General features: G+C 68.6%; 13 protein-coding genes and 2 tRNA genes. 10 read left to right on the top strand and 5 right to left on the bottom strand.

Translation table 11 applies throughout. From position 1 onward, the window contains the following. Nucleotides 1-285: 285 nt before the first annotated feature. A tRNA-Glu gene (locus ABB34_RS03430) sits at nt 286-360 on the bottom strand. Between the two features lie 42 nt (nt 361-402). On the opposite strand from ABB34_RS03430, the gene pcnB reads away from it, so the two are divergent. The 6 genes from pcnB to pgi all read left to right on the top strand — a co-directional run bounded on the left by pcnB (nt 403) and on the right by pgi (nt 6,049). After that, on the top strand, nt 403-1,773 hold the full coding sequence (gene pcnB / locus ABB34_RS03425) for a polynucleotide adenylyltransferase PcnB (protein ID WP_057639850.1): 1,371 nt from the start codon (nt 403-405) through the stop codon (nt 1,771-1,773). A 5-nt stretch (nt 1,774-1,778) separates the two neighbouring features. Next, on the top strand, nt 1,779-2,267 hold the full coding sequence (folK, locus tag ABB34_RS03420) for a 2-amino-4-hydroxy-6-hydroxymethyldihydropteridine diphosphokinase (protein WP_057639849.1): 489 nt from the start codon (nt 1,779-1,781) through the stop codon (nt 2,265-2,267). A 31-nt stretch (nt 2,268-2,298) separates the two neighbouring features. After that, nucleotides 2,299-3,114 (top strand): 3-methyl-2-oxobutanoate hydroxymethyltransferase, encoded by an 816-nt coding sequence (panB, locus tag ABB34_RS03415; protein WP_057639848.1) that lies wholly within the window; start codon nt 2,299-2,301, stop codon nt 3,112-3,114. Continuing rightward, nucleotides 3,111-3,953, top strand: coding sequence for a pantoate--beta-alanine ligase (panC, locus tag ABB34_RS03410; protein WP_057639847.1), 843 nt, complete (start codon nt 3,111-3,113; stop codon nt 3,951-3,953). The genes panB and panC overlap by 4 nt, the downstream gene beginning before the upstream one ends. Before the next feature lie 210 nt (nt 3,954-4,163). Then, complete coding sequence (panD, locus tag ABB34_RS03405; RefSeq protein WP_057639846.1) at nt 4,164-4,544, top strand: aspartate 1-decarboxylase; 381 nt, start codon at nt 4,164-4,166, stop codon at nt 4,542-4,544. Continuing rightward, on the top strand, nt 4,541-6,049 hold the full coding sequence (pgi, locus tag ABB34_RS03400) for a glucose-6-phosphate isomerase (protein ID WP_057639845.1): 1,509 nt from the start codon (nt 4,541-4,543) through the stop codon (nt 6,047-6,049). Before panD ends, pgi begins: the two co-directional genes overlap by 4 nt. 154 nt (nt 6,050-6,203) lie before the next feature. Here the strand turns inward: pgi and ABB34_RS03395 are convergent, their stop codons facing one another. Then, complete coding sequence (locus ABB34_RS03395; protein ID WP_057639844.1) at nt 6,204-7,241, bottom strand: AraC family transcriptional regulator; 1,038 nt, start codon at nt 7,239-7,241, stop codon at nt 6,204-6,206. Between the two features lie 121 nt (nt 7,242-7,362). On the opposite strand from ABB34_RS03395, the gene ABB34_RS03390 reads away from it, so the two are divergent. The 4 genes from ABB34_RS03390 to ABB34_RS03375 all read left to right on the top strand — a co-directional run bounded on the left by ABB34_RS03390 (nt 7,363) and on the right by ABB34_RS03375 (nt 13,844). Then, nucleotides 7,363-8,583: a parallel beta-helix domain-containing protein gene (locus ABB34_RS03390; RefSeq protein ID WP_057639843.1), complete on the top strand. Its 1,221-nt coding sequence runs from the start codon at nt 7,363-7,365 to the stop codon at nt 8,581-8,583. Nucleotides 8,584-8,593: 10 nt separating this feature from the next. Beyond that, nucleotides 8,594-9,724 (top strand): SO2930 family diheme c-type cytochrome, encoded by a 1,131-nt coding sequence (locus tag ABB34_RS03385; RefSeq protein WP_057639852.1) that lies wholly within the window; start codon nt 8,594-8,596, stop codon nt 9,722-9,724. An 87-nt stretch (nt 9,725-9,811) separates the two neighbouring features. Continuing rightward, nucleotides 9,812-12,274 carry a TonB-dependent receptor gene (locus ABB34_RS03380; RefSeq protein WP_152979489.1) on the top strand — a complete coding sequence of 821 codons (2,463 nt, stop codon included), beginning with the start codon at nt 9,812-9,814 and terminating at the stop codon, nt 12,272-12,274. Between the two features lie 166 nt (nt 12,275-12,440). After that, the gene (locus ABB34_RS03375) at nt 12,441-13,844 is read left to right on the top strand and encodes a coniferyl aldehyde dehydrogenase (protein WP_057639841.1); all 1,404 of its coding nucleotides are present in this window, start codon (nt 12,441-12,443) and stop codon (nt 13,842-13,844) included. Nucleotides 13,845-14,024: 180 nt separating this feature from the next. On the opposite strand, the gene ABB34_RS03370 is transcribed toward ABB34_RS03375, so the two are convergent. The 3 genes from ABB34_RS03370 to cydB all read right to left on the bottom strand — a co-directional run bounded on the left by ABB34_RS03370 (nt 14,025) and on the right by cydB (nt 15,446). After that, a tRNA-Pro gene (locus ABB34_RS03370) sits at nt 14,025-14,101 on the bottom strand. A gap of 54 nt (nt 14,102-14,155) precedes the next feature. Further along, nucleotides 14,156-14,266: a cytochrome bd-I oxidase subunit CydX gene (gene cydX, locus ABB34_RS03365; RefSeq protein WP_057639840.1), complete on the bottom strand. Its 111-nt coding sequence runs from the start codon at nt 14,264-14,266 to the stop codon at nt 14,156-14,158. 28 nt (nt 14,267-14,294) lie between these two features. Beyond that, a complete protein-coding gene (cydB, locus tag ABB34_RS03360; RefSeq protein WP_057639839.1) occupies nt 14,295-15,446 on the bottom strand; it encodes a cytochrome d ubiquinol oxidase subunit II in 1,152 nt (383 codons plus the stop codon). Nucleotides 15,447-15,454 lie beyond the last annotated feature (8 nt).

Below are 15,454 nucleotides of genomic sequence, written 5' to 3'. Positions count from 1 at the left end.
TTTTATTGAGTGCGCGACCATCGATATCTACACACTGCAGATCGTCGGCAGGGTAAGAGGTGTAGAAGAGACAGGTCCGCAGGAGCGACGCGAGTCGCGACCGAGGCTTCACCGGGAAAGCTCGGTCGCGACTCGCGTCGCTCCTGCAGTGATTCATGCGGACAACAAAAAACCGCCGGGAGCGGTTTTTGACATCGCTTGTCGATGGCCCGGAGGGTTGCCGCCATGGACGGCGGCAACAAAAAACCCCGCGGATGCGGGGTGTTTTGATTCGCGGACTTGAGTTGGCGCTCCCTAGGGGACTCGAACCCCTGTTTTAGCCTTGAGAGGGCCACGTCCTAACCACTAGACGAAGGGAGCGTTTTGTCGCTGTCCGGCGAGCGCGCTAGTATAGGCGCCTGTTTGCCGTTCGGCAATCCCGTATCACCAACCGGAATCGCCACCATCAACTCCCCAGTTGCAACGCCATTCACCTTGCGCGTCATTCCGCGCGACCAGCACACCATTTCGCGCAAGGACATCAGCCCGAACGCGCTGCGCGTGCTCTACCGCCTGCGCGAAGCCGGTTTCGGTGCCTACCTGGTCGGCGGCGCGGTGCGCGACCTGCTGGTGGGCGGGCGGCCCAAGGATTTCGACGTGGCCACCGACGCCACGCCCGAACAGGTCAAGCAGCTGTTCCGCAACTGCCGGCTGATCGGCCGCCGCTTCCGGCTGGCGCACGTGGTGTTCGGCCGCGAGATCATCGAGGTCGCCACCTTCCGCGCCAACAGCGACGACGGCAGCGGCGACCGCGAGGTCGAGAACGGCATGCTGGTGCGCGACAACGTCTACGGCAGCATCGAGGACGACGCGGTGCGCCGCGATTTCAGCTGCAACGCCCTGTACTACGCGATCGAGGACTTCTCGGTGCGCGACTACACCGGCGGCTTCGAGGACGTGCTGGCACGGCGCATGAAGCTGATCGGCGACCCCGAGCAGCGCTACCGCGAGGACCCGGTGCGCATGCTGCGCGCGGTGCGGCTGGCGGCCAAACTGAAGTTCGACATCGAGCCGGCCACCGCCGCGCCGATCCCGCGGCTGGCCGGGTTGCTCGACGAAGCGGCGCCGGCGCGGCTGTTCGAGGAAGTACTCAAGCTGTTCCTGTCCGGCCACGGCGTGGCCAGCTTCGAGGGGCTGGAGCGGCATGGCCTGCTGCCGGCGCTGTTCCCGGAGAGCGCGGCGGCGTTGAAGAGCAACCGCAGCGGCGCCCTGCGCCGGTTCGTGGTCGAAGGCCTGCGCAGCACCGATGCGCGCGTGGCCAACGACGAACCGGTATCGCCGGCGTTCCTGTTCGCGCTGCTGCTGTGGCCGGCGTTCTGCCGTGCGCTGATCGCGCTGCAACGGCAGGGCCTGGCGCCGGAGGAGGCGCAGCGCCGCGCCGCCGACCGGGTCACGCTGCACCAGCTCACCACCATTGCGCTGCCGCGCCGGTTCTCGCTGCCGATGCAGGAAATCTGGCTGCTGCAGTCTCGCTTCGCCTCGCGCCAGCGCAAGCGCGTGCTGCGCACGCTGACCCATCCGCGCTTCCGTGCCGCGTTCGACTTCCTCGTATTGCGCCAGGTGGCCTCCAGCGAGCACGAGGCCGACATCGCGTTCTGGCGCGAGGCGCAGCAGCAGTCCGGCCACGAACTGGAATCGGCGCTGGACGCGGCGCATGCCGAAGGCATGGAGGATGAAGCCCCCCGGCGGCGTCGCCGTCGCCGCCGGCGCAGCGGCACCGCCGCGGGCGAATGAAGCGCATGGTCGTGGCCTGCATCGGGCTGGGGGCCAACCTCGGCGATGCGCCGGCCACCGTGCGCGCGGCGATGCAGGCGCTGGCACGGCTGCCCGATTGCCGCCTGCTGGCCGCCTCGCGGCTGTACCGCACGCCGGCCTGGGGCAACGAGGACCAACCGGACTTCATCAATGCCGCGGTGGCGCTGGAAACCGGACTGCCGGCGCCAACCCTGCTCGAACACCTGCTGCGGACCGAACAGGACTTCGGCCGCGTGCGCCTGCCCGACGAGCGCTGGGGGCCGAGGACGCTCGACCTCGACCTGCTGCTGTATGGCGAACAGGTCATCGACCTGCCACAGCTGAAAGTACCGCACCTGCACCTGCACGAGCGTGCCTTCGCCTTGCTGCCGCTGGCCGAGGTCGCGCCGGAAGCGGTGATTCCCGGCCGTGGAACGGTGCGTGGCGCACTGGCGGCGATGAAAACCTGCGGCATCGAGCCGATAGGCGGATAATGCGCGGCTCATCACCGAGCGTCGTTTTCTCATGAGCACCCATGCAGACAGCAAACCCTGGACCGTCCCGGCCCTGGCCGAGGCCAAGCGCGACGGCCGCAAGCTGGTGATGCTGACCGCCTACGACGCGGGCTTTGCCCGCGCCTTCGACGCCAACGGCGTCGACCTGATCCTGATCGGCGATTCGCTGGGCATGGTGGTGCAGGGGCACGATTCCACGCTGCCGGTCACCGTGGCCGACATCGCCTACCACACTGCCGCGGTGGCGCGGGTGCTGCAGCGTGCGCTGCTGGTGGCCGACCTGCCGTTCGGCGCCGACGCCACCCCCGAACGCGCGTTCGAGGCCTCGCTGCGACTGCTGCAGGCCGGCGCGGAGATGGTCAAGATCGAAGGTGCCGGCTTCAAGCTGGACGTGATCCGCCATCTGGTCGAGCGCGAGATCCCGGTCTGCTCGCACCTGGGCCTGACCCCGCAGTCGGTGCTGACGCTGGGTGGCTTCAAGGTGCAGGGCCGTGGCGAAGCGGCCGAACGCCTGCGCGCCGATGCCCGCGCGGTAGTCGAAGCGGGCGCGTCGCTGCTGGTGCTCGAATGCGTGCCGTCGCCGCTGGCCGCGCAGGTCACCGCCGACATTCCGGTGCCGACCATCGGCATCGGCGCCGGCGCCGGCTGCGACGGCCAGGTGCTGGTGATGCACGATTTCCTCGGCCTCGACAGCGGCCACCGCCGGCCCAAGTTCGTCAAGGATTTCCTTGCCGAGGGCGGCTCGGTGGCCGGCGCCGTGCGCGCCTACGCCGACGCCGTGCGCGCCGGCACCTTCCCCGACGCGGAGCATGCGTACGCATCATGATCGAGACCGTCACCGAACTTTCCCGGCTGCGCGCCATCGTCGCCGGCTGGAAGCGCGAGGGCCTGCGCGTGGGCTTCGTGCCGACGATGGGCAACCTGCATGCCGGCCACTATTCGCTGGTGACCCTGGCGCGGCGCCACGCTGACCGCGTGGTGTCCAGCGTGTTCGTCAACCCGACCCAGTTCGGCCCGAACGAGGACTTCACCCGCTACCCGCGCACGCCCGAGGCCGACACCACCGGCCTGGAGCAGGCCGGCTGCGACGTGCTGTGGCTGCCCACGGTCGAATCCATGTACCCGTTTGGCGTCGAGCTGGCCGCCAATGTCCACGTACCGGGCGTGAGCGCGCTGCTGGAAGGGGCGCATCGTCCCGGCCACTTCGACGGCGTGTGCACCGTGGTCACGCGCCTGTTCAACCAGGTGCAGCCGGACATGGCCGCGTTCGGGCGCAAGGATTACCAGCAGCTGGCGGTGATCCGGCAGATGGTGGCCGACCTGGCGTTCCCGATCGAGATCGTCGGCGGCGAGATCGTGCGCGAGGGCGACGGCCTGGCGATGAGTTCGCGCAACCAGTACCTCACCGCCGAAACCCGCCCGCAGGCGGCGACGATCCGGCGCGTGCTGCTGGGCATGCGCGATGCCAGCCTGGCGGGCACGCCACGGGCGAAGGTCGAGGCCGACGGCGTCGCGCAGCTGCAGGCGGCGGGTTTCCATGTGGACTACGCGGTGGTGCGGCTGCCGGACCTGGGCGAGCCGGGCGAGGGCGAGGCCGGCGCCCGCGTGGCGCTGGTGGCGGCCAAGCTGGGAAGCACCCGCTTGATCGACAACATCGAGTTCTGACGGCGGCGGGTTCCGCGGGACAGGGGGCTCCGCTCCGCAGGCACGGGTCTTCACCTTGTCCTGCCGCACCCCGGAAACGACATGCGATGGCGCCCTCGTGGCGCCATTTTGCTGCCCATCCGGATTGGCCGGTCGCCCATGTTGCAGTGCAAGCAAAGCCCCGCACGGGTGCTAGACTGCGTACTTTCATCACGCAGTATCGGCACCGTCATGCAACTCACCCTGCTCAAGACCAAGATCCACCGCGCCACCGTCACCCATTCGGAGCTGAACTACGAAGGCTCCATCGCGATCGATGGCGACCTGCTGGAAGCCACCGGCATCCGCGAGTTCGAGCAGGTGAACATCTGGGTGGTGACCAACGGCGCGCGTTTTTCCACCTATGCCATCCGCGCCGAAGCCGGCAGCGGCATCATCTCGCTCAACGGCGGCGCCGCGCGCCACGTGCAGGTGGGCGACGTGGTCATCATCGCCGCCTTCGCCAGCATGAGCGAAGCCGAGGCCGACGCGTTCCAGCCTAAGCTGGTCTACGTCGATGGCAACAACCGCATCACCCACACCAACCACTCCATCCCCACACAGGCCGCATGACCACGAACAACGGATTGACCGCATTGCACGCCCACGCCCAGCGTCTGCAGGGCACGGGTATTCCCTCGCTGTTGGCCGCCGAGCCGGACCGGGTGAAAACCCTGGCGCTCAAGGTCGGTCCGTTGTACGTGAACTTCGCGCGGCAGAAATACGACCGCGCCGCGCTCGATGCGTTGTTGGAGCTGGCCGCCGCGCGCGACGTCGCCGGCGGCTTCGCGCGCCTGTTCGGCGGTGAAAAGATCAACATCACCGAAGGCCGCGCGGTACTGCACAGCGCCCTGCGCGGCGACGCCAGCCCCAAGGCGGCGGCCGAGCATGCCGAAGCGGTGGCCGTGCAGCAGCGCATGGGCAAGCTGGTCGAGGCGCTGGAAACCAGCGCCGTCACCGACATCGTCAGCGTCGGCATCGGCGGTTCCGACCTCGGCCCGCGGCTGGTCGCCGACGCGCTGCGCCCGGCCAGCGGCGCGCGCTTCCGCGTGCACTTCGTCTCCAACGTCGATGGCGCGGCGATGCAGCGCACGCTGGCCGCGCTGGACCCGGCGACCACCGCCGGCATCCTGATCTCCAAGACCTTCGGCACCCAGGAAACCCTGCTCAACGGCGCGATCCTGCGCGACTGGCTGGGTGGCAGCGAGCGCCTGTACGCGGTCAGCGCCAACCCGGAGCGCGCCGCCAAGGCGTTCGACATCGCCGCCGCGCGCGTGCTGCCGATGTGGGACTGGGTGGGCGGCCGCTATTCGCTGTGGTCGGCGGTGGGCTTCCCGATCGCATTGGCAATCGGCTTCGAGCGCTTCGGCCAACTGTTGGCCGGCGCGGCGGAAATGGACGCGCACGCGGCCAGCGCGCCGTTGCAGCGCAACCTGCCGGTGCTGCACGCGCTGACCGACATCTGGAACCGCAACGTACTCGGCTGCGCCACCCACGCGGTGATGACCTACGACCAGCGCCTGGCGCTGCTGCCGGCCTACCTGCAGCAGTTGGTAATGGAGAGTCTCGGCAAGCGGGTCAAGCTCGATGGCAGCCCGGTGGACGGCGACACCGTGCCGGTGTGGTGGGGCGGGGCGGGCACCGACGTGCAGCACAGCTTCTTCCAGGCCCTGCACCAGGGCACCAGCATCGTGCCGGCCGATTTCATCGGCTGCGTGCACAACGACGACCCGTACACCGTCAACCACCAAGCGCTGCTGGCCAACCTGCTGGCGCAGACCGAGGCATTGGCGAACGGGCAGGACAGCAGCGACCCGCACCGCCAGTACCCCGGCGGCCGCCCGAGCACGCTGATCCTGCTCGACGCGCTGACTCCGCAGGCGCTGGGCGCGCTGATCGCGATGTACGAGCACGCGGTCTACGTGCAGTCGCTGGTGTGGGGCATCAACGCCTTCGACCAGTTCGGCGTGGAACTGGGCAAGCAGCTGGCCAACCAGCTGCTGCCGGCGTTGCAGGGCGAGGCGGTGGAGATCGCCGACCCGATGACGCGCGAGGCGCTGGCGCTGCTGCGCGCCTGACCGGCGCGACGGGGGCAACGACGAACGCCGCGCAGTGATGCGCGGCGTTTTGTTTGCCCCTTCGCCGATATGCCTTGTAGAGCGGGGCTTGCCCCGCTGGGGCTTTACCGGGAATGCTTCATGCGGGGCAAGCCCCGCATCTACGGGAAGGCGGTCAGCCGCTGGAGCGCCGCGCCTCGCTCGGCGCGCGCCCGGTCCAGCGCTTGAATGCACGGCGGAATTCACGGGCGTCGTTGAAACCCAGCTGGCCGCCGATGGCGAGGATGCTCAGCTTCGGGTCGCGCAGCAGCTCCATCGCGTGGTTGGTGCGCACGCGGTCGTGGACCGCACTGAACGAGGTGCCTTCCTCGGCCAGCTGTCGGCGCAGGGTACGCTCGCTCAGGTGCAGCTCGGCGGCCATTTCGGCCATCTGCGGGTTGTCGCGCAGGCGCATGCGCAGGTGATTTTCCAGCGCGGCGGTGGTTTCGCCGCAGGCCGGCTGGGCATCGAGCTGCATGCGGCACAGGGTCAGCACCTGGTTGGAGGTCACCGGGTTGTAGCTGGCGAACGGCAGTTCCAGCCAGCAGCGTTCGATCACCATCGCGTGCCGCGGCTGGCCGAAGCGCACCTCGCAGCCGAACAGGTCGCGGTAGCGCCGCGCGTAGGGCGGCGCCGGGTAGCCCAGTTCCAGGCGCAGGGGCCGGAATTCGGGGCCGACCAGCTCGTGGATCAGCTTCAACACGCTGGAGAACAGTTCCTCGCACAGGAATGGCAGCAGGTCACAGGCTTCGTCCGGCGCGGTGGCGACCGCGGCCAGGCAGTCGGTGTCGCGCTCGGTCAGCGACATGTCCATCAGCGCGCCGCTGTTGCGCTGGTAGGCCATGCCGATGCGTACCGCTTCGCCGAAATCGGGGGCGGTCTTCATCGCCAGCCCGAGCAGGCCGAAATTGCCCAGGTTCTGCCGGTCGCCCAGCACCAGCCCCAGGCCCTCGACGGGCAGGGCGTGCAGGGCGCGGCGGATCACGGTGCTGGCCTGCCGGTAGGACATGCGGGTGTCGGGATTGCTGATTTCCGCCGGTTGCAGGCGGGTTCCGGCGAACCAGCCATCGCAGTCCACCTCCATCTCGGCGGCCAGCTGCATCAGCCCGCAGAGGATGTTGGTGGGCCGGTCGGCGACGGACAGACGATCGCCGATTGCGGTGTTCAAACGCATCCGAACTTCTCCCGATTGTCCGTTTTGCCCCCCTTTGTATGCCGCTTCCGCCCTTCGCGCAACGCATCGGCGCGCACCAGACTGCGACGCAGACTTGGCGAGCACGTACGGGAGAGAATTCATGCAACGCAGCATTTTTGTCGGCACGATCGGCGCTCTTGCGCTCCTCCTGTCCGCCTGCCAGCAGCAGTCCGCCGACGCGCCGGCACCGTCGGCGGGCGATGCCGGCTTCGCCCGGACCCTGCAGGAGCGGCTGCTGGACGCCAAGCCCGGCGACGTGATCGAGGTGCCGGAAGGCACCTTCCAGTTCGACCGCAGCCTCAGCCTGCGGGTTGACGACGTCACCCTGCGCGGGCAGGGCATGGACAAATCCATCCTCAGCTTCAAGGGGCAGAAGGCCGGCGCCGAGGGCCTGCTGGTGAACGCCAACGGCTTCACCCTGGAAAACCTGGCGATCGAAGACAGCAAGGGCGACGGCTTCAAGATCAGCGAGTCGGAGAACGTCACCATCCGCGGCGTGCGCGTGGAATGGACCGGCGGGCCGAAGACCAGCAACGGCGGCTACGGGCTGTACCCGGTGCTGTGTCGCAATGTGCTGATCGAGGACTCGGTGGCGATCGGCGCCTCGGATTCGGGGATCTACGTCGGCCAGTCGCGCGACGTGATCGTGCGCAACAACCGCGCCGAGCGCAACGTGGCCGGCATCGAGATCGAGAACACCATCAACGCCGACGTCCACGACAACGTGGCTACCGGCAACACCGGCGGCATCCTGGTGTTCAACATGCCGGCGCTGACCCAGCAGGGCGACGCGATCCGCGTGTTCAGGAACAAGGTGGTGGAGAACAACCACGGCAACTTCGGCGCCAAGGGCACGCCGGTGGCCAGCGTGCCGGCCGGCAGCGGCGTGGTGATCAACTCCAACGACAACATCGAGATCTTCGACAACGACATCGCCGACAACCGCACCGCCAACATCATCGTCTCCAGCGTGTATTCCACCGGCTACAAGGACGACAAGGCCTCGGGCGAGTTCGACCCGTACCCGGAACGCATCCATGTGCACGGCAACCGCCTGTCCGGCGGCGGCGACTCGCCCGACCGCATGGACTTCAAGGCGCTGAAGGTGGCGATGTATGGCCTGCGCGGCAGCTTCCCCGACGTGCTGTTCGACGGCTACGTCAACCCGCAGCGCAAGGACGGCCCGCAGATCTGCCTGCGCGACGTGTCCGGCGTGCTCAACGCCGATGGCCCCGGCGGCTACAAGAATCCGAGCAAGGACACCAAACCCTACGACTGCACGCTGCCGTCGCTGCCCGCGATCGACCTGAAGCGCGGTTGAGGTGGCGCGCATGTCGCTGCATCGATGGCTGATGGGAATGGCCGCACTGCTGGCGCTGGCCGCCTGTTCCGGCACGCGGACGCCGGGGCCGGTGCATTTCTTCGCCGAAGGCATGCCCGAACGACTGTCCGACTGGAACGTGCTGTACGTGGACGACGGCAGGTTGCGGCTCAACGCGCAGGTGCAACCCTACGACCTGGACACGGCGCTGTTCACCGACTACGCGCACAAGCTGCGCACGGTATGGATGCCGGCCGGCACCTCCGCGCGCTACCAGCCGGACGAGGCGCTGGATTTCCCGGTCGGCACCATCATCAGCAAGACCTTCTATTACCCTCGCGGCGAAGGCGATACGGTGCTGCGCAGCGACGACGCCGGCCCGGAAGCGGACGGCGGCTTGACGCTGGGCAAGGTGCGGCTGGTGGAGACACGGCTGCTGGTGCGCCGCGAGGCCGGCTGGATCGCGCTGCCGTATGTGTGGAACGCCGAACAGGACGAGGCGCGACTGATGCGCACCGGCGAACTGGTGCCACTGACCCTCGCAGGCACGGACGGCAAGCACGAGCAGGTGGAGTACATGGTGCCGGACGAGAACCAGTGCGCCGGCTGCCACGGCACCGACCTCAAGTCCAGGCAGATTTTCCCGATCGGGCCGAAGGCGCGGCACCTCAACCACGACTTCGCCTACGCCGACGGCCCGGCCAACCAGTTGGACCACTGGCAGCGGATCGGCTACCTGGGCGAGGTGCCGCAAGGCGAACTGCCGCGCAACGCCGCCTGGAACGACGCGCAGGCACCGCTGGAAGCGCGCGCCCGTTCGTACCTGGACATCAACTGCGGGCATTGCCACAGCCAGAAGGGCGCAGCGCGCACGTCGGGCATGTGGCTGGATGCCAATACCCACGACCCGCTACGGCTGGGCCGCTGCAAGCTGCCGATCGCCGCCGGGCAGGGCACCGGCAACCGGGCCTGGGACATCATGCCCGGCGCCCCGGACGATTCGATCCTGACCTACCGGATCGAGAGCACCGACCCGGGCGTGATGATGCCGGAGCTGGGGCGCAGCATCGTCCACGAGGAGGGCGTGGAACTGATAAGGCAGTGGATCGCCGCCATGTCCGCGCAGGAGTGCGGCGCATAGCGCGGGCAGGGAATGGAAAGGCGCGGCCTGGGCACCGCCGCGCGAAACCGACGACTCAAGGGGAACGCAATGGCTAGGGGGCACTCGATGACATACAACAGATTGACCTGCGGCATCCGCAATGCGCTGTTGGCTTCGCTGCTGGGATCGCCGGCGCTGGCCGCGCAGGCCCAGCAGCCGCCGGACGGGCCGGCGGCGGTGGAACTGGACCGGATCGTGGTCACCGCGCAGAGCCGCGAGCAGGAGCTCAAGGACGTGCCCATCGCCCTGCAGGTGGTCGGCGAGGACGTCATCGAGCAGACGATGGCCGAGAACCTCGGCGACCTCGACAGCTTCGTCCCCGGCCTTGCGATCGACGACAACCAGCCCACGCAGGCCGGCTTCAAGCTGCGCGGCCTGAGCACAGGCGACTTCGGCATCGGTACCGACCCGACCGTCGGCGTGTATGTCGACGGCGTCTATGCCGGCCGCGGCGGCGGCACCGTGCTGCCGTTCCTCGACGTGGAGCGCATCGAGGTGCTGAAGGGCCCGCAGGGCACGCTGTTCGGCCGCAACACCGCCGCCGGCGCGGTGTCCATCGTGACCAAGCGCCCGAGCGACCACCTCGAAGGCCGCGCGCGGCTGCGCGTGGGCAACTACGGCAAGCAGTACTTCGACGGCATGCTCAACCTGCCGACCGGCGAGACCACCGCGCTGCGCATCAACGCCATGAGCAGCAGCACCGATGGCTGGCTGGACGACGCGGCCACCGGCAAGTCGCTCAACGACGGCCGCAACTGGGCCACGCGCGCGGCGTTCCGCTGGGACATCGGCGACAACACGCAGATGCTGCTGAGCTGGGACCACGAGGACCTGGACCAGCGCTCGCACCCGACCATCGGCATCGTCGAGCTGCCGCCGGCGCCGGGCCTGCCACCGGTGCCCGCAGATCCTGCGCAGTACCAGAACCCGATCGGCCGCGCTGCCTGGACCGACGTGCCGGACAACGACGAGACGCGCCGGTTCGACGGCGCGACGCTGATCCTCGACCATGCCTTCGAATGGGGCCACCTGAGCTCGATGACCGCATGGCGCGATTTCGACACCTACAACCGCGCCGAGGAAGACGGCAGCAACCGCCGCGACCTGTACCTGGATACCATCAACATCGAGGACAACCGCACCTGGTACCAGGAGTTCAAGTTCAGCGGCAACACCGAACGGCTGGACTGGGTGGCCGGTGCCAGCTGGTTCAAGGAGGAGGCAAGCCAGTCCAGCGTGGTCGACCTGACCAGCGACAGCATCAACACCGCCGCGGCTGGCCTGTACGGCATGCCGCTGTTCGGCATGCTGCAGGACGCGGCGGATTTCTACGGCATCCCGGTGCAGCTGTTCGGCAACCCGTGGCGCGAGTCCTACGACAACACCGTGGATTCCACCGCCTACGCGGTGTTCGGCGACGTGATCTGGCACGCCACCGACAAGCTGAACCTGACCTTCGGCCTGCGCTATACGCGGGACGAGAAGAAATTCACCTGGTTCAACGACTACCACCGTGCCGACGTGCTGAACCAGGCGCTGCAGACGCTGGAACAGTACGGCGTGCTGCCGCAGCCGGTGCCGTGCGATGCGCTGGGCCTGTGCGCCATCGACGAGGACGGCGACGGCCTGATCCCGCTCGACGCGGCGTTCCTGGCCGGCTTCGACCTGGCCTTTAGCGACCCGATCTCGATGGCCAACAAGGGCGTCACCAACCGCGCGAAGAACGCATGGAGCGACTGGAGCCCGCGCCTGGTCGTCGACTACCACCCGTCCGATGACACCATGCTGTTCGCCTCGGTGGCCAAGGGCTACAAGGCCGGCGGCTACAACGTGTTCTCGCCCGGCGCCAGCTTCGACAACGAGGGCGTGTGGAACTTCGAGACGGGCATCAAGCGCGACCTGCGCGACCTGCGCATCCAGTACGAGGCCTCGGCGTTCTACTACGTCTACGACAACCGCCAGGCGATCCGCCTGGACACCACGGCGGACATCCCGCGCTACGTGATCAGCACCAGCGACCTGACCGCGCGCGGCGTGGACTTCAGTGCGCGCTGGCAGGCCAGCGACCGCCTCAGCATCGACTTCGCCACCGAGTGGATCGACTCGACCTACAAGGACTTCGTCACCCCCGACGGCATCGACCTCGGCGGCGAGCCGACCGGCGAGGCGGACTGGTCGTTCGCCGCCGGCGCCGCCTACACGCTGCCGCTGGCCGGGCACGGCGACCTGACCTTCTCGGCGCGGCATTCCTACACCGGCCGCAACCGCTGCAATTCCGGCTCGTCCAGCCAGGGCACCTGCGGGCGCTATGCCAACTTCACCATCGGCGAGGAGCGCAACCGCACCGACCTGTACCTGCGCTGGCGCTCGCCGTCCACGCAGTGGAGCGTGGCCGCCTACGTCAACAACCTGTTCGACAACCGCTACGTGAACGGTCTGCACACCTATGGCACCACCGTGGTCGGCAGCACCGCCGCCGGCATCAGCGAGCCGCGCTTCTACGGCATGGAGCTGATGTACCGGTTCTGATCCAGTGCCACATCTCCCGTAGCTGCCGGGCTTGTGCTTGCATCCCTTTTCGGGACAGGCAGGAGCTTTCCCGATGAAGCCCCATGCGGGGCAAGCCCCGCATCTACGGTGAATGCACGGGCCGTATTCAACGTCGGATTCGATTACACCGCATAAACTTCATCGCATGGACACCACCACGCCCGTTCCCGAACTGCGCCCGACCCTGGAGCGCCTGCGCACCGCCTGGCAGGCGCGCAAGCCCGACCGCGCGCAGCGCAGCGCCGACCTGCTGCGCCTGCGCGAGGCACTGAAGCGGCGGCTCGACGAAATGGCACGGACCATCGCCGCCGACTTCGGCCATCGCTCGCCGCACGAATCGCGCATCGCCGACGGCATGACCGTGCTCAACGAGATCGACCACCTGCGCCGGCACCTGCGCGGCTGGATGAAGCCCCGCCGCGTCGGCGTGGGCTGGCGCTTCTGGCCGGCACGCGCGGAGATCCGCCCCGAGCCGGTCGGCGTGGTCGGGGTCATCGCACCGTGGAACTACCCGGTCAACCTCGCGCTGATCCCGCTGGCGACCGCCATCGCCGCCGGCAACCACGTCTACCTGAAGCCTTCCGAGCACACCCCGCGCACCAGCGCCTTCCTGCGCGAACTGCTGGCCGAAGTGTTCCCCGCCGACCGCGTCGCCGTCGCCGAGGGCGGCGCGGAGGTGGCTTCCGCATTCGCCGCGTTGCCGTTCGACCATCTGGTGTTCACCGGCTCCACCGCGGTCGGGCGCAAGGTGATGGCCGCCGCCGCGCCGAACCTGACCCCGCTGACGCTGGAGCTGGGCGGCAAGTCGCCGGCCATCGTCTGCGACGACTATCCGCTGCAGCAGGCCGCGGCGCGGCTGGCGACCGGCAAGTGGTTCAACTGCGGGCAGACCTGCATCGCGCCGGACTACGTGCTGGTCGGCGCCGCGCGCCGCGACGCGCTGGTGCAGGCGCTGCGGGAGCAGGTACGCGCACGCTATGGCGAGGATTTCGCCAATACCGGCGACTACAGCCGCATCGTCAACGACGGCCAGTACGCGCGCCTGCAGGGCTACGTGGACGACGCCCGCGCGCGCGGGCTGGAGGTGATCGCGCTGGGCGAGGCCGACCCGGCGCAGCGCCTGTTCCCGCCGACCCTGGTCCTGGAGCCGGGCGACGACGCGAAGGTGATGCAGGAGGAAATCTTCGGCCCGGTGTTCCCGATCCGCAGCATGGGTTCGCTGGACGAGGCCATCGCCTACGTCAACGCCCACGACCGCCCGCTGGCGCTGTACCCGTTCAGCCACGACCGCGGCAGCGTGGAGAAGATCCTGCGCGGCACGCTGGCCGGCGGCGTCTCGGTCAACGACACGCTGTTCCACTTCGCCATCAACAACCTGCCGTTCGGCGGCATCGGCCCCAGCGGCATGGGCGCCTACCATGGCCGCATCGGTTTCGACGCGATGAGCAAGCAGTTGCCGGTCCTGTGGCAGGCACGCCGCACCGGTGGCGACCTGCTGAAGCCGCCCTACAAGAAGGCGCAGTGGTTGATCGACCTGATCGTGCGCTGACGGCCGCGCTCTCGTAGGTGCCGGGCTTGCCCGGCACGGGGGCCTGCCGATACGGCCTCATGCGGGGCAAGCCCCGCATCTACGGCCGGGTTTGTACGGATCAGGGCGCGCAGTCCTTGTCACGCAGCCACGAAAAAACCCGGCAGGCGCATGCGCCTGCCGGGCTCCGGATTTCGACCTTGGTCGGGGAGACAGGATTCGAACCTGCGACCTCTACGTCCCGAACGTAGCGCTCTACCAGACTGAGCTACACCCCGCGAAGGAGGCGGAAAGATACTCCCGGCCCGCGTTTCTGGCAAGCGCGGAATGCGTCATCGGCGTGCTTCGGTCCGGCGTTGTTCGCGGGCCTCGAACCACATGCCGTTGAGGATGGCGACGGTGGAGGCCAGGCCGGCACCGAGTATCCAGGCGAAGTACCACATGCGTTGACTCCTTGGCTGTCGTGGTGGGTCAATAGGCGTTGGGGTTGCCACCCATTTCTTCCAGCGTGGTCTTGCCCTTGAGCACGCGGTAGACCCAACTGGTGTAGGCGATGACGATGGGCAGCAGCGCCGCGGTGACCAGCAGCATCACCCACAGCGTCAGGCGGCTGGAGGAGGCGTCCCACACGGTCAGGCCGGCGCCGGGCTGGGTGGAGGAGGGCAGCAGGAACGGGAAGATCGCCAGGCCCACGGTGAGGATGATGCCGGCGATGGAGACGCCCGAGGCGACGAAGGCCTGCCCGCCACGGCGCGCGCGCAGCAGCAGCGCCGCGGCCAGCGCGCCGAGCAGGCCCGCGGCCGGCGCCAGCAGCGTGGCCGGCATCGCGCTGTAGTTGTACATCCAGCCGCCGGCAGCGGTGACCTGCACGGTCTTCAGCAGCGGGTTGCTGGCGCCGTCGGTGGCCAGCGGCGAGGTGATGGCGTGGCCGGGCAGCAGCAACGCCACGCAGATGCCGCCGGCGGCGAACAGGGCGAACCCCGCCAGCGCGGCGACGCTGCCATAGCGGGCCGCGCGCTCGGCCACCGCGCCGTCGGTCTTGAGCACCAGCATCGCCGCGCCGTGAGCGACGAACATCGCCACCGCCAGCAGGCCGGCGAGCAGCGCGAACGGGGTCAGCAGGCCGAAGAAGCCGCCGGTGTAGAACACCCGCTGGCTGTCGTCGAAATGGAACGGCACGCCCAGCAGCACGTTGCCCATCGCCACGCCCATCACCAGCGCCGGCACGAAGCCGCCGACGAACAGCGCCCGGTCCCAGTTGTCGCGCCAGCGCTGGCCGGGCAGCTTGCCGCGGTACTTGAAGCCGACCGGGCGCAGGATCAGCGCGAACAGGATCAGGAACATCGCCAGGTAGAAGCCGGAGAAGCTCACCGCGTACAGCGGCGGCCATGCGGCGAAGATCGCGCCGCCGCCCAGCACCAGCCATACCTGGTTGCCTTCCCATACCGGGCCGACGGTGTTGATGACCAGCCGGCGCTCCTCGTCGGTGCGCGCCACGAACGGCAGCAGGGTGCCGATGCCGAGGTCGAAGCCGTCCATCACCGCGAAGCCGATCAGCAGCACGCCCAGCAGCAGCCACCAGACCAGGCGCAGCGTGGTGTAGTCCAGAAGGATGAAGTCCATGCGGGTTC

Source organism: Stenotrophomonas daejeonensis (assembly GCF_001431505.1).
GTDB lineage: Bacteria > Pseudomonadota > Gammaproteobacteria > Xanthomonadales > Xanthomonadaceae > Stenotrophomonas > Stenotrophomonas daejeonensis.
The sequence above is the reverse complement of the archived record's forward strand: the minus strand, read 5'-3'. Positions and strand labels throughout refer to the sequence as shown.